This is a genomic window from Streptomyces sp. NPDC018833 (assembly GCF_044390825.1).
Taxonomy (GTDB): Bacteria; Actinomycetota; Actinomycetes; order Streptomycetales; family Streptomycetaceae; genus Streptomyces.
Genome location: NZ_JBIRZM010000005.1, coordinates 184484 through 209781, shown reverse-complemented (window position 1 = coordinate 209781; position 25298 = coordinate 184484). Strand labels below are relative to the sequence as shown.

The window sequence follows — 25298 nt, the reverse complement described above, 5'->3', positions numbered from 1 at the left end:
TGGCCCCGCTGGCCTGGGCGGACTTCCGTCGTTCCAATCGTCGAGACGGCGCCGAGCAGTCCCTGGGAAGAAAACGCCGACCAGCTCGCGGATGCGGTACATGTCCAGTGGGAGGCCGAGGCCGGGAAGCTCGGCCTTCGAGCTTGCCCACTGCTGGTGTTCTGGCAGCCAGCCCCGACCCGCCTGACCGAGGCCACTGCTGCGGGCCACGGCCACCAACTGGCCCGGCTGACCCTCAGAGGAGCCGGCCGGTTGGGCGCGCGACCCGGCAGAGCTGGCCGGAAGAGACGGGCAGACGAGCCGGACGTGGCGGCGGTGGCCGGGGTGGAGGCGGCTTTCACCGGCCCGGACGGACAACTGGTGCAGCGGCCATGGCTCGGCATTCCGCCCATGGTCCCTCTCGGCCCGGGTATGAGCGTGGTGATGTGCTCATCCCGGGCCGGTCATCGGGTCAGGCCGATGTCTTCTCAAGTGCGGTCAGGGGTGTCATGCCGGGTCGCCGCAGTTGTTCTGCCAGGCCTTGACGGCTCCGTTCTCGGACAGGACGAGGTAGTCGTCCCGGTGGTCGGCGTTGATGTCGGCGAAGCGGATCTGTTCGCGTGTGGCGCCGACGCCGGAGGCGATCTGGCCTCGCTCGGCCCAGCCCGCACTGCCGCCCGAGTCGCCGCCGCGGTTCAGCCACGCCTTGACCGCGCCGTCGGCGGACACCACGAGGTAGTCGTCCCTGCCGTCACCGTTGACGTCGGCGAACCGGATCTGGTCCATCGTGGCGCCGACGCCGGAGGCGATCCGCCCCCTGCTGGTCCACCAGGCCGTGCCGCCGGAGTCCCCGCCGGTGTTCAGCCATGCGTCCACGGCACCGTCCTTGTGGAGGACGAGGTAGTCGTCCCTGCCGTCACCGTTGACGTCGGCGAAGCGCACCTGATCCCGATGGCCGCCGACGCCGGAGGCGATCTGGCCTCGCTCGGCCCAGCCCGCACTGCCGCCCGAGTCGCCGCCGCGGTTCAGCCACGCCTTGACCGCGCCGTTGGCGGACACGACGAGGTAGTCCTCCCTGCCGTCACCGTCCATGTCAGCGAAGTCCAGTTGGGGACCGGCGAGTCCGGTGGCGATCTGACCGCGGGGCGTCCAGTCCGCCCCGTTCGCCCGGCTGTTCTCCCACACCTTGACGTTCCCGGTGTCGGAGACGACCCCGTAGTCGGCCGACCGGTCGCCGACCAGGTCGGCGAAGCGGAGGTGGTCGCGGGAGGCGCCGACGCCGGAGGCGATCTCCTTCGAGTGGAACACCCAGCCCACGCGTTTGGGGTCAGCGGCGGGGAAGGCGTTCTCCCGGAGCATGACGGCCCCGCTGTCGGAGACTATGAGGTAGTCGGCCAGACCGTCACCGGTGAGGTCGGCGACGCGGATCTGTTCGGCAGAGCGGATGTCGTCGACGCCGGGCGCGATGTCGCCCCACTCGACCCATCCCGGCTTGCCGCCGGAGTCCCCGCCGGAGTTGACCCAGGCATACAGCCTTCCGTCGTCGGCGACCACCAGGTAGTCGTCCTTGCCGTCACCGTTGATGTCGGCGAACTGGAGCCTGTCACGCACAGGGCCGTTCCAGCGCGGGTCACCGACCCCGGAGGCGATCTTGCCCTTGTCGACCCAGGTCACGTCCTCGGGGCCGTCGTCGGTGTTGAACATCGCCCTGACCGCTCCGTTCTCCGAGACGGCCAGATAGTCGTCCCGGCCGTTGCCGTCGATGTCGGCGAACATGACCTGCTCACCCTCGTCGGCGGGCGTGCCGGGGATGATGTTCCCCTTGCGGGTCCATGTCGGAGCGCCGGAGGCCCCGGCGTTGTTGTACCAGGCACTCACCGTCCCGTCGTCGGCGACCACCAGGTAGTCGTCCTTGCCGTCACCGTTGATGTCGGCGAAGCGGACCTGGTCCCCGGGCACGCCCAGGCCGCCCACTCCGGATGCGATCTGTCCCCGGTCGTACCAGCCGCCGGCCGTGGTGCACGCCAGCGGCCCGCCCGCATCGGAGGGGTCCTCGATCCAGCCGAACTCCAGCGCCAGACCGAGGGCGTCGTCGAAGGCGTCGGCCATCTTCGCGTACCCGGCGTCGTTGGGATGCAGCCCGTCGGCCAGGTCGGCGGTGGTCACCGTGGACATCTCGACCAGCAGGACCCTCTCGCCGTCGTCCTTGCGCCGCTTCACGATGGCGCGGACCTGTTCGTTGTAGTCCTCGATCCGGTCCTGCACGCCCGGGTTGGACGCCGGAACCAGGGTGGCCACTAGCACCGTCACACCCGGGCTGGACTTCTGGATCTTGCTGATCAGCCCGTCCAGGCGGCCCGGCGCCCCCTCTGCGTGCCCGTTGTTCATGTCGTTGGTGCCCATGTGCAGGGTCACCACGTTGGGCCGGTTCGAGGACACCGAGCCCTCGATGATGCGGGCCAGGTCGTTGATCTCCCAGCCCGGATGACCCTCGTGGTCGGGATCCTCCATGGCCCCCGACCGCTGCGAGCCCACGAAGTCCTTCTTCAACAGCGTGGCGAACGTCAGTCCCGCCAGCAGGGCGGTGAAGAACGCCTTGCGGTACCCCGACCCATGCGAGCTCTTCGTGCCATAGGTGATCGAGTCACCGGTCGGCTCGATCCTCAGATCCTTGGGCTCGGCACCCGCGCGCATCGCGCCGATCGCCACCGCGTAGTGGTCCGGAAGCGCACCGGCCATCCGGCGCACCGGATGGCCGGGGATCCGCCTGGACGAGATCGCCCAGTCCAGCTCGCGGCCGCTTTGGTGGGTTGGCTGCCCAGTGCGATACGCCTGTGTGTTCGGCGGAAGCCCGAACTGGCCCGGCTCCTGGTTGAAGTCTGCCATCACCGTCCAGTCCCGTCCCGGCACCTGGTTCACCCAGCCTGCTATCGCCTGCACCATTTGCTGGGAGTCGTTGAGCTGGTTCGGGCCCATGGACCGGCCGTGCCAGGTGAAGTACCAGTCGTTGCCGAACCGCACGCCCAGCGCCGGCCGGCCGCCCGCGACGGGGTTGGGTATGGCGGTGACCTCGTCCGCTTGCCGCTGAGTGACCAGTGCGAGGTTGGTGCGGCCGCCCGTCCACTGCCCTCCCCGCGCATCGGTCTGCAGGAAGTAGACCTCGTACGAGGCGCGGTGGTACGTCCACCGGCGTTGCTGGACAAAGCCGCGGTCACCCTGACCCTGCGGCAGGGCCGGGATCATGATGTTCCGTACGGGCTGGGAGTTGCCCGGCCCGTCGGCGGGGCCCGCCTCCTGTATCGCGACGATTTCCGCAGCCTCGGCGTAGCCCCCGACGATCTCCTGCCACTTGTTGTGATCAGTGCCGTCGTCCTCGGACGAGGACTGCGCACCCTGCAGATTGTGGGTAATCAGCGGTGTGTTATCCAGCGGAGCTGCGAACACCGGGGTCGCGGCCGTCCCGACCACCACCAGCGACGCCGCCGCCATCGCCAGGACCAGGCCGACCGCCTGGACACGTCGTAAGGGCCAGAGCGCGGCCGTCAGCACCGCGCCCGGCCGGACCACCTTCGTTCTCGGCGTGGCCTTTTCATCAAGTTCTTCACTATCCCGCATAAGGCTCTCGTCCTCGCTTTCGGCAATGCTGCAACCCGGGAAAATCGCGGTTCACATGAAGGAGCTCCCCGGAAGGGGCAGGGTTGTTGCACAGTCGCGTGATCTTGTACATGGGCTGGTATTACAGCCTCGGACCTTGTGATTGCTGGTCGTTGTCTGGTCATGCTGGTCGACGACTCGGTTGGCTCCCGGCTGGTTCGGTCGTTCAGCGGGCGAGTGGGTCTCGGAGGGCCTTGGTGATGTCGGCGGGGGCTTCTTCGGCCATGAAGTGACCAGGTGATCTCCATGACCAACCAGCTCGGCGTCAAGTCGAAGCCGGTCCAGCGGGTTCGGCGTTCGGCCGCACCCCGGGCGGCAACTCAGTTCAGGCGTGTGCCGGAGATTCCGCCGTCGACGTAGAGCGTGATGCCATGGACCATGGTGGCGGCGTCGGAAGCGAGGTAGAGGACTGCCTGAGCGATGTCGTCCGGCCGCATCACGACTCCGGCAGGGGTGGCGGCGGTCATCGCGTCGAGCTGCGCGCGGTGCGCCTCGTTGCCAGGTGTGAGGGTCACGCCGGGTGCGACGGCGTTCACACGCACGCCGCGCGGCCCGTACTCGGCGGCCCAACTGCGCGTGAGCTGCTCGTCGGCGGCCTTGGTCGCGGTGTACATCGCCGCGAAGGGACTGCCCACCTGAGCCATCCAGGAACCGATGTTGATGATCACTCCGCTGCCGCGCTCGACCATGGCGGGTGCCATGGCGCCGACGAGGACGTGAGGCGCTCGGAGGTTGACCGCGAGCATGGCGTCGAGGTCCGCGTCGGACAGGTCCTCAGTCGCGGTCGCCGGGTACAGGCCCGCGTTGTTGACCAGGATGTCGACGCGCCCGCCGAGGGCGGAGGTTGCCTGGGCGGTGAAGGCACGGAGCTGTTCGTAGCTGCCCGCCAGGTCCGCTTCGACAAAGTCGGCGCGGCCGCCGGCCCCACGGATCTCCTCGACGACGCCCTTCCCGCGAGCGGCGTCCCGGCCGCTGACGACGACATGGGCGCCCTCGCCGGCCAGCGTACGGGCGATCGCGGCGCCGATCCCGCTGGTCGAGCCGGTGACAACGGCGGTGCGTCCCGCCAGGCGGTCAGGGTGGGTGATGGGGGTGCTGTGGTTCACAGAGGTGGACGTCATGGCTCCTTTCTAGGACGGAGTGAAGCAGAGGGGCCAGGCCCGGACGAGCCGGGGCATGACAGGGCCACCCACGGCCCGGTCATCTCTCCTACCCTGGAGAAATGCCACATGACCGTGCCGCGCTCGGAGCCTTTCTGCGCTCCCGCCGTGACCGGCTCACGCCCTCCCAGGCGGGAATCGAAGCGTTTCCCGGCGCGCGGCGAGTGCCGGGCCTGCGGCGGGAGGAGTTGGCGTTTTTGGCCGGCGTGAGCCCGGACTACTACAGCCGGCTGGAGCAGGGACGCCAGGCGAACATTTCGGACCAAGTGCTCGATGCGCTCGCGCGGGCGTTGCGCTTGGACGCGGTCGAGTGCGCCCACCTTCGCGACCTCGCAGCGCCCACAGCGCGCCGTCACGCGCACGCACCGGCGGTTCAGCGACCCGATGCCGGACTGCTGCGGCTCGTTGGGACGCTCGATCACGTCCCGGCGCTGCTGCTCGGCCAGCGCGGGGACGTGCTGGCCCGCAACGCGCTGCTGCGAGCCGTGCTCGGTCGCCCGCTGGAGCCGGGGACGTCGTTCATGCGCTTCCTGTTCCAAGACCCGGTCGCCCGTGAGCGGATCATCAACTGGGCCGATTTCGCCTCCGCCGCGATCGCCACGCTGCGTCGGGAAAGCGGCCGCAGACCGCACGACCTCGCTTTGCTGGCTCTTGTCGACGAACTGCGCGCAGCCGACGACGACGTTGCCCGCTGGTGGCATGACCACACCGTCCGCGACTACGCATCCGTCGCCAAGCGCATCCACCATCCCACCGTCGGAACGCTGTCCTTCGACATCGAGATCGTCGTTTCACCGCACGAGCGGGACCAGAGGCTTGTCGTCTACACCGTCGAACCCGACTCGCAGACCGCCCGGCTCCTGCCGATCCTGGCCGACTGGGACGTTGATGCCTTCCCGTCCGTCGAACCGGGAACCAGCAACAGCCAGCCGTGAGCCCCGCCGCCGGCAAGTGGCCGGTGGTCGGGGAGTCTTCACCCCCGGCCCCCACAGACTGGTGCGAAGCAGCCCTCTCACATCGGATGACCAGCCGGACCCCCCTCGCGCAGCGGGACCCGGCCCAGGTCGGTCCCCCCTCCGCCTGGGGAAGGAGCTCCGAGACGGCGTCGCGGCCACCCCGCCCTGAGCGAGGATCGCAACATCACCGCGGCAACACTCGCGCGGATCCTCGCGCTTCACCCGTTCCGCCTCCCACCCGGCCTACCAGGCGATGCTCGAGATCGGCCGCGCCCAACGCACCTGCTTCGTCGCCCGCTTTCTGCGCGACCGGGACCTTCAGCGCGAGATCGAGGAGGGGCTGAACGTGGTGGAGTCCTGGAACGCGGCGAACGCGGTGATCTACTACGGCAAAGGCGGGGAGATCTCCAGCAACCGGCGCGAGGAGGTGGAGATGGCGGCGCTGTGCCTGCGGATCCTGCAGGCAAGTCTCGTGTACGTCAACACACTGATGCTCCAAGCCATCCTGGTCGAGCCCGCCTACTCTGGCCTGCTCGGCCCGGCCGATCGGCGTGGCCTGACGCCCCTTTTCTGGAGCCATGTGCGTCCGTACGGCGAGGTGAAGCTCGACCTGGGCTCGCGTCTGGAGATCGGCGGCGCCGACCTTGCGGGCTGGGCTGATCGACCGTCACCAACCTGCCCGAGCCGTATCCCTCTGTTCCGTTGGGTCATGGCTCCTGGTGGGGAGCGTGGAAAGTGCGCCGGTAGCCCTGGGGTGTGGTCCCGAGCCGGCGGACGAAGTGGTGGCGGAGGTTGTCGATGGTGCCGAAGCCGGTGCGTCGGGCGATGGCGGTGATCGGTTCGTCGGTAGTTTCCAGATGGTGTTGGGCGAGCAGGACGCGCTGTCCCATCAGCCATTGCAGTGGGGTGGTTCCGGTCTCCTGCTGGAAACGGCGGGCAAAGGTACGCGGGGACAGGTGGGCGCGGCGGGCCATCTCCTCGACGGTTAGGCACTGGTCGAGGTTGGCTTCGATCCAAGCCAGCACGGGGGTCAGAGAGCCGGTTCCCTCCCGAGGCTGGGGGCGCTCGCGGTACTGGCGCTGGCCACCTTCCCGGTGCGGGGGTGCCACCATCCGGCGGGCGATCGCGTTGGCGACGGCGCTGCCGTGCTCCTTGCGGACCAGATGAAGGCAGGTGTCGACGCCGGCGGCAGTACCGGCCCCCGTGATGACCGGGTCCTCGTCGACATACAGCACGTCCGACTCGACCCGGGCCCGGGGGTGGCGGCGGGCGAGTTCCTCGGTGTACCGCCAGTGGGTGGTGCAGCGCCGCCCGTCCAGCAGGCCGACCTGGCCCAGGAGGAAGGCGCCAGTGCATATGCTGAGGATGCGGGCGCCCCGCTCGGCGGCGACACCCAGTTCCTCGACTAGCCGATCTGGCTGCCGCACGCCCAGGTCATAGGCTGGAACGCAGATGAGATCCGCGGACGCGAGCCGCTCCAGGCCATGCGGGGTGCGCACCTCGAAGCCGTGCCGGGTGGGCACACTGTCGCTTGCTGCCGAGACGAGGGCGAAGTCGTAGCGGGGCAGCGCATCGGCGCTTCGGTCGATGCCAAAGATCTCGCAGAAGACGCCCAGCTCGAAGGCGTGGGCACCGTCGAGGGCGAGGACCGCGACATCTCGGAGCATCGGTTCCAGTTTCCTTCAGGGCGGTGGCAGGAATTTCAGCCTACCTGTCATTTCCGCCACTCCCACCAGGTGCCCTGCCCTGAAAGGCTCGCGGCCATACGCACACCATCGCGAAAGCTGGGCCCCGATGACCACACACCTCCCCGCCTCCGGCACCACCGCACTGTCGTCACAGGCCGCGCAGGTCCTGCGCACACTCGCGCTCGACGAGGACCTGAAGTGGCGCATCCCCCAGGACCCGGCCGTCGGCCCACTGGCCCGCAAGGTCGCCCGGCGCTACATGGCCGGCGAGAGCCTGACCGACGCGCTGGAACGCGCGAAGAGCATCCTCGCCAGCGGCCACCGCGTGAACGTCGAGTACATGGGTGAAAGCTGCCGCGACTCGCAGCGGGCCACCGAGGAGACCGATGTCTTCCTGAACGCCGCCCGACTGCTGCCGCCCGACTGTTCGATCTCCCTTGACCTCTCCCACATCGGCCTCGCCATCGACGAAGAACTCGCCCTGGCCAACGCCACCCGACTCGCGCAGGCCACTGCCGATACCGGCCGAGAGATGATCATCTCCGCGGAGGGTTCCGACCGCACCGACGCCGTGCTGGCCGTGCACCGCGCCCTGTGCGAATCGTTCGACCACGTGGGTGTCACCGTCCAGGCTCGGCTGCACCGCACCGCCGAGGATCTGCACCGACTCCTCTCCCTCCCTGGACGCATCCGCCTGGTCAAAGGCGCCTTCCTCGAACCCGAGACCATCGCCTACCAGCGCGAGGACCCCGCCCTCGCCACTGCCTACCTCGACCATGCGGAGCGACTGGCGGACTCAGGCCACCTGTGCTCCTTCGCCACCCACGACTGGGATCTGATCCACCACATCGACCGCCACACCAACGGGAAGACGCTCGAAACCGTTCCTTGGGAGTTCGAGACCCTCCTCGGGCTCGGACCCGACCGCCTGGACGCCATGGCCGAGCGAGGCCACCCCACCCGCGAGTACGTCGTCTTCGGCACCGAATGGTGGCTCTACGTCTGCAATAGGATCGCCGAAGACCCCCAGCGACTGCTCCAGGCCCTCGTCGACGCCGTTTCCTGACCACCCACCCATCAGCGCAGCTCAACCGCAGGACTCTCACCTGTCGCGGTAAATGCCGGATTACTGCGACGGAGCCCCTACGTTGATCGTCGCGACCTGCGGCGGGCTCTTCAGTCGCCGCAGGCGAGGTGTACGCATTTTGCTGCGACAGAGTCAGGGAAGGGTAGGTGGATGTCAGTCGAACTGGCGAATGTATGGGTGGGAGGGTCGCCGGGCAGTCGGCGCCGACCGGGCGTGCCCGCCGTGGCGCGAAGCCGCCCGCCGTCCCCGTCTCCGTGGTCGACGACCCCGGCCTGCCGGAGGCCCTTGCCGAACTGGCGGCGGCGCGGGCGGGCGAGATGGACGCCGACACCGTCAACCGGGAACTGTCCATCGCACGCAAGGCGATCGGCTGGTGGCGGCGCCAGGGCTGGATCATCTGCGATCCGACGATCGGCATCGAGCGGCGCCCGGCACCGCCGGATCGCACCAAGGCCCTGACCGAGAGCCAGATCGCCGCCCTGTGGCGGATGGACGCCGGGGTGAGGGACAAGACGTTCTGGAAGATGCTCTACGAATCGGCGGCCAGAACCGACGAGGTGCTGTGCCTGAACGTGGAGGATCCGTGCCCGCAGGACAAGCGCGGCAAGGTCACGTCGAAGGGCGGGGCGACCGAGTGGATTCACTGGTCGAACGACAGCCTCCAGTGGCTGGCCTACCTCCTGATCGCCTTCGGCTGGATGCTGACGACCGCCGTCATGGCCCTGTTCTCGTATAGCTACGACGAACGGACATGTAGCGCTGTGTAATCGCCCTCGTCTTCGTTTCCCCTGGCTGGGTGCCTCGTTGAGCCGAACGAGTGATCTCGGTCGGGGTGGAGGGGTATTGGGTGCGGCAGGACTGGGAGCCTGAGGACCTGATCGACGTCTGGACGCTGCTCGAAGAAGACATGAAGAGGGTGCGGAACAAGTCGGGGGCGACCCGGCTCGGTTTCGCGCTGCTGCTGAAGTTCTTCGAGGTGGAGGCCCGGTTCCCGGAGACGGCCAAGGAAATTCCGGCCGCTGCGGTGGAGTATGTGGCCCAGGAGGTGAAGGTCCCGGCCGAGGCGTGGGCTGAGTACGAGTGGCAGAGCAAGGCAATCCAGCGCCGCCGGGGCGAGATCCGGGCGGCGTACGGGTTCCGGGCAAACGCCGAGGAGGACCAGGAGCAGCTGGCCGGATGGCTGGCCACCGAGCTGTGCCTGGTGGAGCTGTCGCGGGACCGGCTCGCGGCCGCGGTAGTGGCTCGCTGCCGCAACGACCACATCAAACCGCCAGCCCCGGGGCAGGTCCGGCGGCTGGTCGGCAAGGCGGTCAAGGACTTCGAGGCACGGTTTTGTCGCAGCACGCTGGAGCGTCTGGCGCGTATCTCCGTACCCCGGAAACGCTGAGCAGAGCGAGCGCGGCTTCCGGCTGCTGAACTGGCTCCACAACCGCAGCGAGACCGAGCTCCCGCCCGCAGAGTCGGACCTGTAATAACGCTCACAGGCCGGCTTCGGTGTCCCCGGCTTGCCCGTCTGCCGGAAGAGGAGGGAACGGTTCGGCCCTTCCACTCGTGATGGTGGTCGGGAGGCCGTGCCGGCATCCGTGCGCCGGCACCATGACTACTCGGGAGGCTTCATGTCAGCAGGTGGCGGGCCTGTCCTTTCAGCGGAAACCTCCTGTGCCCGGGCTCGTTTCGACGGCGACGCCGTCACCGTGCAGCGTCGGCTCGCTCCCGTCCTGCCGTGGCGGCCACCGGTCACGTACTCGGTCACGCAGGTGCTGGGCGCGGAGCTGGTCTGGCTGGGCGGTGAGGGGGAGCGGCGGCGGTTCGAGCTGTGCCTGGCAGGGCATACGCCGACCGTGACGTTTCCCGTGTCGATCGGCCGGAACCCCCACCGCTGGCCCGGCAGTTGTCGGGAGGCACAGTGGAGCACGCTCGTCGGTGCTGTCAACAGGGCATCGGGGCACTGGATGCGCCGTGTGCTCGATGCGACGGTCGGGGCCGGCCCATGGAGTCAGGAGACGTGGCACCGGGCGGAGATGCTGGCTCCGGAGCTGCATGTGTTCACCGAATGGGCCAGCGACGTACCGGCCTTCCGGGGCCGCACGGCACGTTCCCACCGGGAGGTGATCGAGGCCGGGGTGCTTGGCCCGCTTCGTGGCGAAGCCTGGTGGAGGGGTTTCCGTGCCGACGCCTCACCTCTGGACCGGGTGCGGGCCGAGGCGTGGCACAACCTCATCGGCCTGCTAAACCCTGGCACGCTCTTCCTCGGCCCGGCCGGGGACGGCGCGGCCGACCACACCCCCGACGGGAACGCATAGTCCCGAGGCCGACAACGCAGACGCCCGCCCTGACACTCAAGGGCCGGCGCTCGCGTCTGGCCGTGCGACCGAGCTCGGGGTGGCGCCGAGGTGAGCCCGGAAGCCGCCACTAGTTGATCTTGGAGGCGTCAGCGCTTCCGCCGGGCGGCGGTGTCGAGTCCGGCGACGTGCCGGGCGACAGCGTCAACGCCGGGACGTGCGTACCGCTCCAAGGAGCGGACGGAGGCATGGCGGGAGCGGGCCAGCAGCATCGGAGTGGAGGTGCCGCCCTCGGCGTCGTGTGTCAGGGCGCTGTGGCGGAGTCGGTGCAGGGTCCAGCCGTCCAGGTCCTCGATGTCCTCGGGCGAGGCGAGCGGGTTGGCCAGCAGCCGGGTGTTCTCCTCAAAGATCTCCTCAGCCCGGCGGTACGAGAGCCGGGCCCGGCCGGTCTCCGGGCACACGTCGAGCGTCGGCGTTCCGGCCGGGGCCTTGCGGTCGGTGAGGAACAGCGGGCCGCGGGTGCGGCGGGCGATGAGGCGGGGCAGCAACTGGGCCGTGCCGGACTGCCAATGGATCCATTCGGTCGCCCCGCCCTTGGCGGTGATCCTGCCACGCTTGTCCTGCGGGTACAGGTCTTCCACGTTCAGGCACAGCACCTCATCCGCCCGTGCGGCGGATTCGTAGAGCATCTTCCAGAACGTCTTCTCCCGCAGGGCGACGTCCAGGCGCCACAGGGCGGCGATCTGGTTCTCGGCCAGGGCCTTGGTGCGGTCGGGCGGTGTCGGCCGCCGCTCGATGCCGATCGTCGGGTCGCCTTCGATCCAGCCCTGGCGCTGCCACCAGCCGATCACCTTGCGCGCGATGGACAGTTCCCGGTTGACGGTGTCGGCGTCCATCTCGTCCGCCCGCGCCGCCGCCAGCTCGGCCAGCATCTCCGGCAGTGCCGGGTCGTCGATCGCGGTGACGGGGAAGACGGACGGCTTCGCGCCCCGGCGGGCGGGCCCGGTCGGCGCCGGTTCGCCGGCGAGCATCCACCCCCACGTCGTCAGCGAGATCCGGTAGATCCGCGCGGAAGACTTCGCGATGCCCGCACCGGTGAGGTTGCGCTCGACCGCCGCGGTGTACGACGAGGGCGGGGCGGACAGCGGCACGACCCGGGCGCGCGGCAGGCCGAGCGCGCCCCCACTCCCGAGTTCGGTCACTGGTTCGATCGTCACGCCGTCCCGCCCTTCCGGCCCTGTCGCAGTAAATCCGGCATTTACTGTGGCAGCACTCCGGCGAGCCATCAGGTGCCGCAAGTCCGATAAGCGGACTTCGAAGCGGAATTGCCGCTACCGCCAATCGCTGTACCGCCGACCCCCATGTCTGACCCAGCCCCGGGCATCACCCTGCGCTACATGTCCGTTCGCCGTAGCCATACGAGAACAGGGCCGTCATCGCGGGTGTCACCCGCGCCCTGCAGAAAAATTAGCGGGCGACAGCTGAGTGCAGGCGTCGCCGGCAGATCGCGCGGCGTTCCCCCGACTGCCCCCTGTCGCACGGCAGTTGACCGGAGTACCTTCCGGCCCATGCCGATACCTGTGCGGGCCACCCGCCTGACGTACAGATCGCTGGTCCTCGTGGCCTCCGCCGCTCTGCTGGCCGTGGGCATCCCCGCGGGGGCACTGGGCGTGCCGCCGCCGCGCGAGAGCCGGCCCGTCTACTCCTACGAGAACGCGATCCGCGAGTCCGTCTGGGTCGACACCGGGCTCGACGAGGACGGCGACGACCGCACGGACCGGGTCGCCGTCGACATCGTCCGCCCGCGCGAGACCGCGCGTGCCGGGCGGAAGATCCCCGTGATCATGGAAGCCAGCCCGTACTACTCCTGCTGCGGGCGCGGCAACGAGAGCCAGCGCAAGACCTACGACGAGAACGGCGACCCCGTCCAGTTCCCGCTGTACTACGACAACTACTTCGTCCCGCGCGGTTACGCCTTCGTCGCCGTCGATCTGGCCGGAACCAATCGGTCGGACGGCTGCGTCGACGTCGGCGGCCGCTCGGACATCCAGTCCGCCAAGGCCGTCGTCGACTGGCTGAACGGCCGCGCCCACGGCTGGACCTCCCGCTCGGGCCGCGAACGCACCCGGGCCGACTGGACCACGGGCGCCACCGGAATGATCGGCAAGAGCTACGACGGCACGATCGCCAACGGCGTCGCCGCCACCGGCGTACGCGGACTTGAGACCATCGTCCCGATCGGCGCCATCTCCTCCTGGTACGACTACTACTTCGCCAAGGGCGCGCCGCTGTACGACTCCGGCCCTGACTGGCTCTCCGGCTACGTCGAGAGCCCCGAGGCCCGCGAACGCTGCCAGGCCGTCCAGCAGCGCCTCGTCGACGGGGCCCCGCGCAGCGGTGACCTCACCGCCCTGTGGGCCGAACGCGACTACGTCCCCGACGCGGACAAGGTCAGGGCCAGCGTCTTCGCCGTGCACGGCATGCAGGACCTCAACGTCCGGGCCAAGCACTTCGGCCAGTGGTGGGACGCTCCCCTTACTGACGTAGGGGGGACCCCAGCCGACAACGGCGTCGAGCGCAAGGTGTGGCTCTCGCAGACCGGCCACGTCGACCCGTTCGACTTCCGCCGCGGCACGTGGGTCACCACCCTGCACCGCTGGTTCGACCACTATCTGCTCGGCCACGACAACGGCATCGACCGCGAACCGATGGCCGACATCGAGCACGCCCCCGACCAGTGGTCCACCGACCGGGTCTGGCCGCCGCGCCGCACCGCCACGACCGCCCTGCGCCCAGGCACCGGCCGGGCTCCCGGCGTAGGCACCCTGTCCCTGACGCCCGCGCTCCCCGGCACCACCGAGACGTTCACCGACGATCCGCGGCAGGACGAGACCGACTGGGCAGCCGCCGTCGACACCACCACAGCGGCCAAGGCGGGATTCGTCACGCGCCCGCTCGACCGGGATCTGCGCCTGTCCGGCTCCGGCCGGGTCACCGTCACCGCCACCCCCTCGACCAGCAGCGCCCATCTGACCGCCGTACTCGTCGACCTTGGCCCTGCCACCATCCGCGACTACGCGGCAGCCGGCGAAGGCATCACCACGCTGCCCGCACGCACCTGCTGGGGTGCGAGCACCGCAGGCGACAGCTCCTGCTTCAAGGAGACGAAGGCGGCCACCGCCGACGTCGGCCATACCATCTTCAGCCGCGGCTGGGCAGACCTGGGCAACCACGCGTCCGCCGCCGAGGGAAGGCCGTTGACGCCCGGCAGGCCGTACACCATCACCCTCGATCTGCACGCGAGCGACCACGTGGTCCCGGCCGGGCACCGGCTCGCCCTCATCGTCGCCGGCACGGACCGGAATCTGATCGACCCGCCCGCGAGCACCCCGCGGCTCACCCTCGATCTCGCCCACACCACGGCGGATCTGCCCCTCGTCGGCGGAGCCGCCGCCTTCGTCCGCGCCACCGACCGGTCCACCGCGTCCACCGACACCCCCGGCGTGGGCGGCCGGAGCTCCGACGGCGTCGCAGGGCCGCGTTCCATCCGTCCGATCCCGGGAGGCAGCACCCGATGACGCCCCGCACACGACCGATGCTCCGGATGCCGCGTCTGCGCACGCTCCTGCTGACCGGCGTGGCAGCGGCGCTGGCCGCCCCGCTGGTCACCGCGCCCGCCCAGGCCGCGCCCGCCGTGCCCCGGACCGGCTTCGAGACCAGCAACGGCGCCCGCTGGACCACTCAGCCCGAGGAACAGGCGCTGCTCGCCGCCGTGGACCGGGACAGCACCTCCGTGTCCGTCGAACGGATCGGCAGCACCAAGCAGGGCCGCCCGCTCCAACTCGTGAACCTCGGCAACCACGACGCCGCCCACGCCGTGCTGCTGATCTGCAGTCAGCACGGCGACGAGCCCGCCGGCCGCGAGGCATGTCTGACCACCGTCCGCGACCTCGCCTACGGCAGTGACCCGGCGACCCGCCGGCTGCTGTCCCGCACCCATCTCCTCGTCGTGCCCACCGCCAACCCCGACGGCCGCGCCGCGGACACGCGGGGCAACTCCGACGGCGTCGACATCAACCGCGACCACATCGCCCTGAAGACCGCCGAGGGCCGGGCCGTCGCCGCCGTGATCCGCGACCGGCGCCCGGACGTCGTCTACGACCTCCACGAGTACGGAGCCACCCCGCCCTACTACGACAAGGACCTGTTCGACCTGTGGCCCCGCAACCTCAACACCCACGCCGACGTCCACCGGGAGGCAAGGACGCTGTCCGCGCGCCACGTCCGTCCCGCCGCCGAGAACCAGGGCTACTCGACCGGCACGTACGGCATCTGGACCGACCCCGTCACCGGGGAACCGCTCAAGCAGACCGCCGGTGACGGCCAGGAGCGCATCCTGCGCAACACGACCGGCATCAAGAACGCGGTCGGACTGCTGATCGAGAGCCGCGTCGACGCGCTGACGCCCGAGGAGCAGGCGGACGCCGCGTTGAACAACCGGCGTCGCGTGCACAGCCAACTCGCGGCGCTGGAGGGACTGTTTACCTTCAGCGAGGAACGCGGCGGCCGGATCGAGGCGGCGACCGACGCGGCACGGCTGGCCGGCTTCGCGGACCGAGGTCCGGTGTATCTCGGCGGCGCGGACAACGACCCCGCCACACCGGAGGAGACCCTTCAGGACCCGCCCTGCGCGTACCGTCTCGACACCGCCCAGTACGCGGACGTGAAGGACGAGCTGGCCCTGCACGGCGTCGTGGTCCGGTCCGTGGCAGGAGGTGCCGTCGTGCCGCTGCGGCAGTCCCGGCGCGCACTGGTCCCGCTGCTGCTCGACACCCGCGCGGCCTATCACCTCACCGAGGGCGAGCCTGTTGACGCCTGTTGATCCCGGGCGCTGATCGGCGGGTGTGGTAGGGGGTAGCGGGGAGGGCAATCGGACTCCCTGACTTCGTGAAAGGCGCCCCCGTGTCGCACGAGGAACAGAAACCGGGCAAACGGAAGTGGTACCCGGTCAGGGCGGCGCTGCCGGGCCGCCACCCGCACGAGGAGAGACCGGCCGTCACGGACCGCGTGGTGTTCGGCGTGACGGCCGTCCTCACGGTCGCTTTCGTGATCTGGGGGTCGGCGTTCACGGACCGGGGGCGGGGCCGAGCGCGGCGGCTCGGGGGCGGGCTGGCTCGGAGCAGGACCGGCCGAGCACGTCGGCCCGGAGCAAGCCGAGCACGGGCGGGGCCGAGCGCGTCGGCCCGGGGGCAGGCTGTCCCGGACCGTAGCCCACGCCCCGGGCGCGGGCAGGCCCGGACCGCAGCCCACGGCCACGGGTCACGGCATCCAGGCCATGCGCTTCTCGTCCGGGTCGGTGACCTGGTGCGCCGTGCCGGGTCACGGGTCACGGGTCACGAGCCTTCCGGGGCCGTACGACCGTCCCCGGTGCTGGCCTAGGATCGACCTCCTGATGACTGCCACTCTTGTCGCGAAGGACCTCGCCGCCGGCCACGGGGACCGTTCGCTCTTCTCCGGCCTCGATCTCGTCGTCGCGCCCGGCGACGTCATCGGCCTCGTCGGTGTCAACGGCGCCGGCAAGTCCACGCTCCTGCGCATGCTCGCCGGACTCGACCGCCCCGAGCAGGGCGAGCTGCGGCTGTCGCCGCCCACCGCGACCGTCGGCCACCTCCCGCAGGAGCCCGATCGCCGCGAGGGCGAGTCCGTGCGGGACTTCCTCGCCCGGCGTACCGGCGTGACCGCCGCGCAGGCCGCCATGGACCGAGCCACCCAGGGCCTGGTCGACGGCGAGCCCGGCGCCGACGACGCCTATGCGGTCAGCCTGGAGCGCTGGCTGGACCTCGGCGGCGCGGACCTCGACGAACGCGCCGAGGAGGTGGCCGGCTCCCTCGGGCTCGCCATCGGCCTCGACCAGCCGATGACCTCGCTCTCCGGTGGCCAGGCCGCGCGCGCCGGACTGGCCTCCTTCCTGCTGTCCCGCTACGACGTCTTCCTGCTCGACGAGCCCACCAACGACCTCGACCTCGACGGACTGGAGCGCCTGGAGACCTTCGTCCAGGGCCTGCGCGCGGGCACCGTCGTGGTGAGCCACGACCGCGAGTTCCTGACCCGCACGGTCACCAAGGTGCTCGAACTGGACCTCGCCCAGCAGCAGATCACCCTCTACGGCGGCGGTTACGCGGCCTATCTCGAGGAGCGCGAGACCGCCCGCCGCCACGCGCGCGAGGAATTCGAGGAGTACGCCGACAAGAAGGCAGCCCTCGAGAGCCGCGCCCATATGCAGCGCTCCTGGATGGACAAGGGCGTGAAGAACGCCCGCCGCAAGGCGACCGACAACGACAAGATCGGCCGCAAACTGCGCAGCGAGGCGAGCGAGAAACAGGCGGCCAAGGCGCGCCAGACACAGCGCATGATCGAACGCCTCGACACGGTCGACGAACCCCGCAAGGAGTGGGAGCTGCGGATGGAGATCGCCGCCGCGCCCCGCTCCGGCTCGGTGGTCGCGACCCTGCGCGAGGCCGAGGTCCGCCGCGGTGACTTCCGCTTCGGACCGGCGTACCTGCAGATCGACTGGGCCGACCGGGTCGCGATCACCGGCGCGAACGGCGCCGGCAAGTCGACGCTGCTCGGCGCTCTCCTCGGTCGGCTCGCCCTCGACGCCGGGCACGCCTCGCTCGGCGCGGGCGTGGTCGTCGGCGAGGTCGACCAGGCGCGACAGCTGTTCCACGGGACGCAGTCGCTGCTGGACGCGTTCTGCGCGGCCGTCCCCGACACCGAACCCGCCGAAGTCCGCACGCTGCTCGCCAAGTTCGGGCTCAAGGCGGCCCATGTGCTGCGCCCGGCAACCTCCCTGTCCCCGGGCGAGCGCACCCGCGCGGCCCTCGCCCTGCTCCAGGGACGCGGAGTCAATCTGCTGGTGCTGGACGAGCCGACCAACCACCTCGACCTGCCCGCCATCGAACAGCTGGAGTCGGCGCTCGAGTCGTACACGGGCACGCTGCTGCTGGTCACGCACGACCGCCGGATGCTGGACGCGGTCCGCACCACGCGGCGCGTCGAGGTGGCCGCCGGCAAGGTCACCGAGATCTGAGCCGCGGGCGGCCGCCCCTACGGGCGGTCCTCCGGCTCCTCGTACGTCTCGTCGTCGCGCCGGTCGGGCTCGGCGGGCTTCGCGGCACGGTCGTCGGTCGTGCGCTCCTTCTGCTTCTGCCGGGCCTCCCGCTGCTCCTCTTCGAGGTGCTTGCGGACCTCTTCGGGCTTGTCTCCGACCTGGTTCATGCGGCCAGCGTCACACGACCCCGTCGCCCCCGCACGTCGGCCGAAAACGAGCCGGGGCGGGCAGGGAAACCCCTGCCCGCCCCATGCCTCACCGGTCGACGGCAGCGCGTCAGCGGCGACCCTTGCCGCCGCGGCCACCGTCCAGCAGGCCTGCCTTGCGCAGGGCGTCCGCCATCGCGCTGTTCGCGGGGGCCGGGGCCTGGGACGGGCGCCCGCCGCCGTTCCCGTTCCCGCCACCACGCCGGTCCCGGCCACCACCACCGCCGGTGCCACCGCGACCGCTGCCCTGGCGCTGCTGCGGCGGCCGGCCGCCCCGCTCACGCTTCGGCGCACCGGTGGCGGTGGCCTCGTCCTCCAGCCGCAGCGTCAGCGAGATCCGCTTGCGCGGAATGTCGACGTCGAGCACCTTCACCTTGACCACGTCGCCGGACTTCACCACGTCGTGCGGGTCCTTGACGAACGTCTTCGACATCGCCGATACATGGACGAGGCCGTCCTGGTGGACGCCCACGTCCACGAACGCCCCGAACGCGGCGACATTCGTGACGACACCCTCCAGCACCATCCCGGAGGCCAGGTCGCCGATCTTCTCGACGCCCTCCTTGAACGTCGCCGTCCTGAAGGCGGGACGCGGGTCACGTCCCGGCTTCTCCAGCTCGCGCAGGATGTCCGTCACCGTCGGCAGACCGAAGGTGTCGTCCACGAACTCGGCGGGCCTCAGCGACCGCAGCACCGCCGTGTTCCCGATCAGTGACGCGACCTCGCCGCCCGTCGTCTTCACCATGCGCCGTACGACCGGATACGCCTCCGGGTGCACGCTGGAGGCGTCCAGCGGGTCGTCGCCGCCGCGGATCCGCAGGAAGCCCGCGCACTGCTCGTACGCCTTCGGGCCGAGCCGCGCGACGTCCTTGAGCGCCTTGCGGGAACGGAAGGGACCGTTGGTGTCGCGGTGGGCCACGATGTTCTCGGCGAGTCCGGCGCCGATGCCCGACACCCGGGAAAGCAGCGGAGCGGAGGCGGTGTTGACGTCGACGCCGACGCCGTTCACACAGTCCTCGACCACCGCGTCCAGCGAACGCGACAGCTTCACCTCGGACAGGTCGTGCTGGTACTGGCCGACACCGATCGACTTCGGGTCGATCTTCACCAGCTCGGCGAGCGGGTCCTGCAGCCGCCGCGCGATCGACACGGCCCCGCGCAGCGACACATCCAGGCCGGGCAGTTCCTGCGAGGCGAACGCGGAGGCCGAGTACACCGAGGCCCCGGCTTCCGAGACCATGACCTTGGTCAGGCCCAGCTCGGGGTGCCTGGCGATGAGCTCACCGGCGAGCTTGTCGGTCTCACGGGACGCCGTGCCATTGCCGATCGCGACCAGTTCGACCGCGTGCTCCTTTGTCAGGCGGGCCAGCTTCGCCAGCGACTCGTCCCACTTGTTGGCCGGGACGTGTGGGTAGATCGTGTCGGTCGCGACGACCTTGCCGGTCGCGTCCACGACGGCGACCTTCACGCCCGTACGGAAACCGGGGTCGAGCCCGAGCGTGGCGCGCGTGCCGGCGGGCGCGGCCAGCAGCAGGTCCCGCAGGTTCGCGGCGAAGACCCGCACCGCCTCGTCCTCGGCGGCCGTGCGCAGCCGCAGGCGCAGGTCGATGCCGAGGTGGACGAGGATCCTGGTCCGCCATGCCCAGCGCACCGTGTCGGCGAGCCACTTGTCGCCGGGCCGCCCCTGCTGGGAGATCCCGAAGCGGGCGGCGACGATCCCCTCGTACGACGAAGGGCCGTCCACCGGCTCCTCCGGCTCCAGGACGAGATCGAGAATCTCCTCCTTCTCGCCGCGGAACATGGCGAGGATGCGGTGGGAAGGAAGTTCGGTGAACGCCTCGGCGAAGTCGAAGTAGTCGGCGAACTTCGCGCCCGCCTCCTCTTTGCCCTCCCGGACCTTCGCCGCGAGCCGCCCGCGCGTCCACATCCGCTCGCGCAGCTCACCGATCAGGTCGGCGTCCTCGGAGAACCGCTCGGCCAGGATCGCCCGTGCGCCCTCCAGCGCCGCGGCCGGGTCCGCGAAGCCCTTCTCCGCGTCGACGAACGCGGCGGCCGCGGCGAGTGGTTCCTCCGACGGGTCGCCGAGAAGTCCCTCCGCCAGCGGTTCGAGCCCGGCCTCGCGGGCGATCTGCGCCTTGGTGCGCCGCTTGGGCTTGAAGGGCAGATAGATGTCCTCCAGCCGCGCCTTGGTGTCCGCGGCACGGATCTGCGCCTCGACCTCGTCGGTGAGCTTGCCCTGCTCCCGTACGGACTCCAGAACCGCGGTCCGCCGCTCCTCCAGCTCCCGCAGATAACGCAGCCGCTCCTCGAGCGTGCGCAGCTGCGCGTCGTCGAGCACCTCGGTCGCTTCCTTGCGGTACCGCGCGATGAACGGCACGGTCGACCCGCCGTCGAGCAGCTCGACGGCCGCCTTCACCTGCCGCTCGCGTACGCCGAGCTCCTCGGCGATCCTGCCTTCGATGGACGTGGTCACGGTTCCCCGACTCGCCTTCTCGGTGCTGGCTGTGCTTGAGCCTGCATTGTGCCGGGTGCCGCCCTGCCGTGTCGCGTGCCGCCGCGTAGGGAAAAGGGACTGACTGGGGGTATTTCACCCTGTTCGTTCGGCCGCTCGACCGGGGATGACAGGCCGGTGTTCAGCCGAGCCGCCCTGTTCGTGAGCCGTTGCCGACCGGGTTGTGCCGGTCCTGCGCAGACTCGGCCGCGCGGCGGGCATGGCCGCGGCGGCGGTCCGGCGCGTCCAACGGCCCGCGGCCTTCGGCGTCCACGCCGGGCGGCGGAGGGCCGTCGGCTCGGGATGACCGCCTGCCCTGGCGTACGGCGTCGCCTGCGCGGGCAGGGCGGTCCCGTCTGCCGGGCGCCGCTCCGCGGGGCGTAGCCGCGCCCGGGGGCATGGCGGTCCCCACGAGTTCGTCGCGTGGCCCCGTCGCACCGCGTGCGGCGGGGCGAGGCGACGCGTCAGCCCTGGCCCGTCGCATCCGGCGGGAACGCGCCCGCCGCGAACGCCGTCACCAGGAAGCCGCGGCCCAGCTGCGTCAGGCGCTCCACGCCCTTCGCGCCCAGATGTTCGTACGGCGCGAGGTCCATGCGGTCCGTGTTGTCCTCGACCTCACCGCGCAGCGCCGTGCCCGTATCCGTCAGCGCGCCCTCCGCGTCCAGCAGTCCGCGCTCCCGCAGCCGGTGCTGCGCCGCGTCCCAGTCCGCGCGGCGCCAGCCGCGGGTCGCGAGAATCCAGCGAGGTGCCATGCCCTTGCCGGTGGCCGTGTGGCTCACCAGCGCCTCCAGCGGGTCGAGCCCCGCGAGCAGCAGCGCGGCAAGGTGGGCGTCACCGCGGTGTTCGCGAAGCAGGGTCGCCGCGTGCCAGTACGCGAGGTGCGGCTCGGTGGGCACGGGCAGATCGGCGTGCGCGGCGTACAGCGGCCGGGCGTGCCGGGTGCACGCCTGCGCGGCGCGCAGGGCGAGCTCCGCCGCCTCGGCCAGCTCGTCGGACGCGACGACCTCCTCGCCGAGCAGCCGTCGCAGCGTCGCGTCGGCGGCGCGCAGCCGCGCCGCGAGCACCGTCTCGGGGGACGCGGTGTCCCACACGGCGGGCAGATGCCGGGCGATCAGTTCGGGGTTGAAGTTGTAGAAGGTGGCGGCGACCGTTCCGGGACCGACGGCGCCCAGCGCCGCGGAGCGGGCCGCGAAGTAGGCCGCGTTGGGGTCCTCGACACCGATGCCGGCCATTTCCCTGCCCAGGTCGGGCGAGAAGTAGACCGTGGAGTGCAGCGGGTTCAGCGCGTTGTGGCAGCGGCGTCCCGCGCGCGGGGGAAGAGAGCTCATGGGCGCAGGTTACCGACTGGTTGGTACGCCGGCACAGGGGTGGTCGTCACACGCCCCGCCGGATGGCAGGAAAGGTGGGACATTCGTCATTGCCGCCACCGGGCCCGCCGCGAAGGATGGGCTCGAGGAGGACCTGGGGCGGGACGTGGCGCTCACCGTGGCGCGCCATCTCGTCGTGTTCCTGCGTCGGCCGGGCAACCAGGCCCAGTTCAGCGCCCAGCTCGCCGCCCAGACCGCCGGCGCGACCCGCTGCGGGAGGTCCAGCACTGGGTCACCGAGCATCCGGCGGCCGACCTGTCGGTGGAGGCGCTCGCCGGCCGGGCACGCCTGTCACCGCGCCACTTCGCCCGCGCCTTCCACGCCGAGACCGGCATGACACCGGGCCGCTACGTCGAACGCGTACGCCTCGAACACGCCCGGCGGCTCCTGGAGGACACGGCCGACGGCATCGCGCACGTCTCCCGCGCCTGCGGCTACGGCACCCCGGAGGCCATGCGCCGGGCCTTCGTCAAGGCGCTCGGCGTCGCGCCCGCCGAGTACCGCCGTCGTTTCGTGCAGCTGCTGACCGAGTACGACCCGCAGCCGCCCTACGACACCGGCTCGCCGGACAAGGCACCCGCCCACCTCGTCGAGGAGTTCCGCGCCAAGAGCCGGTTCATCCTGCCGTAGGCCCCGGCGTCCAGTCGAAACGCGGCGCCCTGCGCTCCAGGAAGGCGGCGACCCCCTCGGCGGTGTCGCCGCTGCCGCGTGCCTGCGCCGCCCAGTACGCGTCCCGGTCGGTGCGCCCCGCGGTGAACTCCTTGGCGGCGCACTGCGTCAGCTGCGAGCGTGCGGCGAGGATCCGGGTGAACTCGGCCGCCCGCCTGCCCAGTTCGCTCTCCGGCAGTACCTCGTCCACCAGCCCGGTGAGCAGCGCCCGGTCCGTGTCGATCAACTCGCCGGAGAACAGCAGATACTTGGCCGCGGCTGGTCCCACCAGGGCCGCCAGCCGCCGGGTCGAGGCCGCGGGGTAGACGATGCCGAGCTTCGCGGGTGTCACGCCGAAGAGCGCGTCGTCCGCGGCGAACCGCAGATCGCAGGCCGCGGCGAGCTGGCAGCCGCCGCCCACGCAGTACCCGCGCACCACGGCGAGCGTCGGCTTGGGAAAGCCGGCGAGCGCCTCCTCCGCGCGGACCGCGAGCGCCTGCGGGTCCTCGCCCGGGTCGCGCAGCGAGGAGATGTCCGCGCCCGCGCAGAAGGTCTTGCCCTCTCCGGTGAGCACCAGCGTCCGCACGGCGCGGTCCCGGGCCAGATCGGCGAGCAGCTCGGGCAGGGCCCGCCACATCCCGGCGGTCATCGCGTTGCGCTTCGCGGGATTGCTGATGACCACGGTGGCGACACCGTCCTCGACGGTATGTGCCAGCTGCGGCTGCGGCGACTTGGGTGGTTCCATGCGCCGGATGCTATCCGCCTGGTCAGGACCGTCGATCACGAAGGGTGCCGGGAAAAAGGCTGCTGAAACGATCGGCCGGACGAACCGGACAGAAGGGCGTCGCGACCAGTCGCACAACTGACGCTGTCATACGCAAACGGTCAAAAGACGCCGAAAGTCGATCAGTTCTGTTCAGCTGCTCGGTCTGAACCAACTGCCTGTCAACACTTGTTACTCGAAGGTCAGTGGCAAACGAGCCGAGGGTGAAACTATGGAGAGCCGCGGGAGCGTGCCCGCCCGGCCGCTGTCGTACGAGGGGGTCTGGCGTTTCACCGCTCCGGCGGTGGACATCTCCGTACCGCAGGCCCGGCGCGCTGTGCGGGACCTGTTGCACCGCCAGGGAGTCCCGGTCGCCGACGAGATGGTGCAGGGACTTCTGCTGATCGTCTCCGAGCTGGTCACCAATGCCGTACGGCACGCGGCCCTGCTCTCCCCCGAGGTCGCCGTCGAGGTCGCCATCGGCGCCCTGTGGGTGCGCGTGTCCGTCGAGGACAACCACCCCTACCGGCCCAAGGCACTGGAGACCGACTCCGCGCAGACCGGCGGCCGGGGCCTGCTGCTCGTACGGGAGATCACCCGTGAGGCAGGCGGGCTGTGCGACGTGGAGCACACCGCGAGCGGCGGCAAGATCATCTGGGCCGAACTGCCGCTGATGCCCGTCCTGAACGGTGAGGCGACTCCGATCTAGGGATGTCCGGCCCTGATCGGCTCCGGCCCTGATCCGCCGGGACGACCCGTGGCTCCCGCGCGGGCGGGTGCGGCCGGCGCCCGGACGCACCACCCGCACGCCTCACCAGCCGCCGGACGGCCCCGTCAGTTCCCTGACCGCCGGGCGTGCGGCGTCCAGCACCGTCATGAACCACGCCGAGAACGTGGCCCGCCCGTGCAACTCCGTGAGCTCGTCGGGCGTCACGAACGCCGTCTCGCCGACCTCCTCCGGATCGGGCCGCAGCGGGGACTGCACCATGCCGACGAAGAGGTGGTTGTACTCCTGCTCCACCAGCCCCGATGCCGGGTCGGGGTGGTTGTAGCGCACCGTGCCCGCCTCCGCGAGCAGCGACGGCGAGATCCCGAGCTCCTCGTACGTGCGCCGGGCGGCGGCGGCGAAGGGTGCCTCGCCGGGGTAGGGGTGGCCGCAGCAGGTGTTCGACCAGACACCGGGGGAGTGGTACTTGTTCAGCGCGCGGCGCTGCAGCAGCAGCCGGCCCCGCTCGTCGAAGAGGAAGACGGAGAACGCGCGGTGCAGCCGACCTGGTGCCTGATGGGCGGAGAGCTTCTCCGCGGTGCCGATGGTATTCCCCTGTTCGTCGACCAGTTCGAGCAGGATCGCTGGTGATGTGCCGTTCGACGAACTGTTCGCCGCGGTGGCTGGTGTGATCGGCATGACCATCCTTCGCATCGTTCCTCGGCCCTCGGGGAGCCTGCCCAGTCTGCCGCAAAAACGGGGCTTGTCCGCACTTCGGCAGCCTGGCATGTCCGCCCCGCCGTGCAGGCGCACGGCGGGGCGGACGGGCGCGTCGGCCCGGAAGGCCGCCGGCCGGCGGATGGCCCCTGAAGGAAAGGGGGCCGATCCGTCGGGCGGCAACGCCGTCATGGCCTCGTCCGGCACCTCGAAACCTGACCGGATTCCGTACGGGGAGGCCACCTTCGAAACCGAACCGTGGCAGTACTCCGGATGCCTCGGAATCACCACCAGGCCCTCACGCCGCGCCCTCACGCCGCGCCCTCACGCCGCGCCCTCACGCCGCGCCCTCACGCCGCGTCCTCACGCCGCGCCCCTCACCGCGCGCCCGTGCCGCGGCCGGCACGGCCGTACCACCGCGTGCCCCGCGCCCTGGCGCCGCTACCGGGGCGCGGTCGCCACCGCGGCGCGAGCTCGGGCGCG

The 25298-nt window shown here is 70.8% G+C and carries 18 protein-coding genes and 2 pseudogenes; 11 read left to right on the top strand and 9 right to left on the bottom strand.

Annotation, left to right across the window (positions count from 1 at the left end; translation table 11 throughout):
• Nucleotides 1–486: 486 nt before the first annotated feature.
• Both ACH5AF_RS12950 and ACH5AF_RS12945 read right to left on the bottom strand, forming a co-directional pair.
• A complete protein-coding gene (locus ACH5AF_RS12950; protein ID WP_398901653.1) occupies nt 487–3594 on the bottom strand; it encodes an FG-GAP-like repeat-containing protein in 3108 nt (1035 codons plus the stop codon).
• A 359-nt stretch (nt 3595–3953) separates the two neighbouring features.
• A complete protein-coding gene (locus tag ACH5AF_RS12945; protein WP_398901652.1) occupies nt 3954–4754 on the bottom strand; it encodes an SDR family NAD(P)-dependent oxidoreductase in 801 nt (266 codons plus the stop codon).
• Between the two features lie 101 nt (nt 4755–4855).
• Here ACH5AF_RS12945 and ACH5AF_RS12940 point away from each other — a divergent pair, with 101 nt between their 5' ends.
• Together ACH5AF_RS12940 and ACH5AF_RS12935 are read left to right on the top strand one after the other, a co-directional pair.
• Nucleotides 4856–5728, top strand: a complete 873-nt coding sequence (locus ACH5AF_RS12940; protein WP_398901650.1) for a helix-turn-helix domain-containing protein — start codon at nt 4856–4858, stop codon at nt 5726–5728.
• A gap of 274 nt (nt 5729–6002) precedes the next feature.
• Nucleotides 6003–6287: pseudogene (locus ACH5AF_RS12935) on the top strand (Tn3 family transposase); the annotation flags it as partial.
• A gap of 169 nt (nt 6288–6456) precedes the next feature.
• Here the strand turns inward: ACH5AF_RS12935 and ACH5AF_RS12930 are convergent.
• Nucleotides 6457–7416, bottom strand: a complete 960-nt coding sequence (locus ACH5AF_RS12930) for a GlxA family transcriptional regulator (RefSeq protein ID WP_398901649.1) — start codon at nt 7414–7416, stop codon at nt 6457–6459.
• A 127-nt stretch (nt 7417–7543) separates the two neighbouring features.
• Here ACH5AF_RS12930 and ACH5AF_RS12925 point away from each other — a divergent pair, with 127 nt between their 5' ends.
• From ACH5AF_RS12925 to ACH5AF_RS12910, 4 genes are all read left to right on the top strand, one after another.
• Entirely contained in the window at nt 7544–8503 is a 960-nt protein-coding gene (locus tag ACH5AF_RS12925) for a proline dehydrogenase family protein (RefSeq protein WP_398901648.1), read from the top strand.
• A gap of 194 nt (nt 8504–8697) precedes the next feature.
• Nucleotides 8698–9291 (top strand): hypothetical protein, encoded by a 594-nt coding sequence (locus ACH5AF_RS12920; RefSeq protein WP_398901647.1) that lies wholly within the window; start codon nt 8698–8700, stop codon nt 9289–9291.
• An 80-nt stretch (nt 9292–9371) separates the two neighbouring features.
• Nucleotides 9372–9911 carry a DUF4158 domain-containing protein gene (locus ACH5AF_RS12915; RefSeq protein ID WP_398901646.1) on the top strand — a complete coding sequence of 180 codons (540 nt, stop codon included), beginning with the start codon at nt 9372–9374 and terminating at the stop codon, nt 9909–9911.
• Nucleotides 9912–10218: 307 nt separating this feature from the next.
• Nucleotides 10219–10827 (top strand): hypothetical protein, encoded by a 609-nt coding sequence (locus tag ACH5AF_RS12910; RefSeq protein WP_398901645.1) that lies wholly within the window; start codon nt 10219–10221, stop codon nt 10825–10827.
• Between the two features lie 128 nt (nt 10828–10955).
• On the opposite strand, the gene ACH5AF_RS12905 is transcribed toward ACH5AF_RS12910, so the two are convergent.
• Nucleotides 10956–12023: a tyrosine-type recombinase/integrase gene (locus ACH5AF_RS12905; RefSeq protein ID WP_398901644.1), complete on the bottom strand. Its 1068-nt coding sequence runs from the start codon at nt 12021–12023 to the stop codon at nt 10956–10958.
• Between the two features lie 351 nt (nt 12024–12374).
• On the opposite strand from ACH5AF_RS12905, the gene ACH5AF_RS12900 reads away from it, so the two are divergent.
• The 3 genes from ACH5AF_RS12900 to ACH5AF_RS12890 all read left to right on the top strand — a co-directional run bounded on the left by ACH5AF_RS12900 (nt 12375) and on the right by ACH5AF_RS12890 (nt 17896).
• A complete protein-coding gene (locus ACH5AF_RS12900) occupies nt 12375–14384 on the top strand; it encodes a Xaa-Pro dipeptidyl-peptidase (protein WP_398901643.1) in 2010 nt (669 codons plus the stop codon).
• 26 nt (nt 14385–14410) lie between these two features.
• A complete protein-coding gene (locus ACH5AF_RS12895; RefSeq protein WP_398901905.1) occupies nt 14411–15688 on the top strand; it encodes a M14 family metallocarboxypeptidase in 1278 nt (425 codons plus the stop codon).
• Between the two features lie 570 nt (nt 15689–16258).
• The gene (locus ACH5AF_RS12890; protein ID WP_398901642.1) at nt 16259–17896 is read left to right on the top strand and encodes an ABC-F family ATP-binding cassette domain-containing protein; all 1638 of its coding nucleotides are present in this window, start codon (nt 16259–16261) and stop codon (nt 17894–17896) included.
• A 17-nt stretch (nt 17897–17913) separates the two neighbouring features.
• On the opposite strand, the gene ACH5AF_RS12885 is transcribed toward ACH5AF_RS12890, so the two are convergent.
• From ACH5AF_RS12885 to ACH5AF_RS12875, 3 genes are all read right to left on the bottom strand, one after another.
• A complete protein-coding gene (locus tag ACH5AF_RS12885) occupies nt 17914–18084 on the bottom strand; it encodes a hypothetical protein (RefSeq protein WP_398901641.1) in 171 nt (56 codons plus the stop codon).
• Between the two features lie 109 nt (nt 18085–18193).
• Nucleotides 18194–20596 carry a Tex family protein gene (locus tag ACH5AF_RS12880; protein ID WP_398901640.1) on the bottom strand — a complete coding sequence of 801 codons (2403 nt, stop codon included), beginning with the start codon at nt 20594–20596 and terminating at the stop codon, nt 18194–18196.
• A 482-nt stretch (nt 20597–21078) separates the two neighbouring features.
• Nucleotides 21079–21942, bottom strand: a complete 864-nt coding sequence (locus ACH5AF_RS12875; protein WP_398901638.1) for a hypothetical protein — start codon at nt 21940–21942, stop codon at nt 21079–21081.
• Between the two features lie 121 nt (nt 21943–22063).
• Here ACH5AF_RS12875 and ACH5AF_RS12870 point away from each other — a divergent pair.
• Nucleotides 22064–22611 (top strand): annotated as a pseudogene (locus ACH5AF_RS12870) (GlxA family transcriptional regulator); the annotation flags it as partial.
• On the opposite strand, the gene ACH5AF_RS12865 reads toward ACH5AF_RS12870, so the two are convergent.
• Entirely contained in the window at nt 22598–23374 is a 777-nt protein-coding gene (locus tag ACH5AF_RS12865) for an enoyl-CoA hydratase/isomerase family protein (protein WP_398901637.1), read from the bottom strand. The pseudogene ACH5AF_RS12870 and the gene ACH5AF_RS12865 overlap by 14 nt on opposite strands.
• A 250-nt stretch (nt 23375–23624) precedes the next feature.
• Here ACH5AF_RS12865 and ACH5AF_RS12860 point away from each other — a divergent pair, with 250 nt between their 5' ends.
• Entirely contained in the window at nt 23625–24101 is a 477-nt protein-coding gene (locus ACH5AF_RS12860; protein WP_398901636.1) for an ATP-binding protein, read from the top strand.
• Nucleotides 24102–24203: 102 nt separating this feature from the next.
• On the opposite strand, the gene idi is transcribed toward ACH5AF_RS12860, so the two are convergent.
• Entirely contained in the window at nt 24204–24797 is a 594-nt protein-coding gene (gene idi, locus ACH5AF_RS12855; RefSeq protein WP_398901635.1) for an isopentenyl-diphosphate Delta-isomerase, read from the bottom strand.
• Nucleotides 24798–25298: the final 501 nt, after the last annotated feature.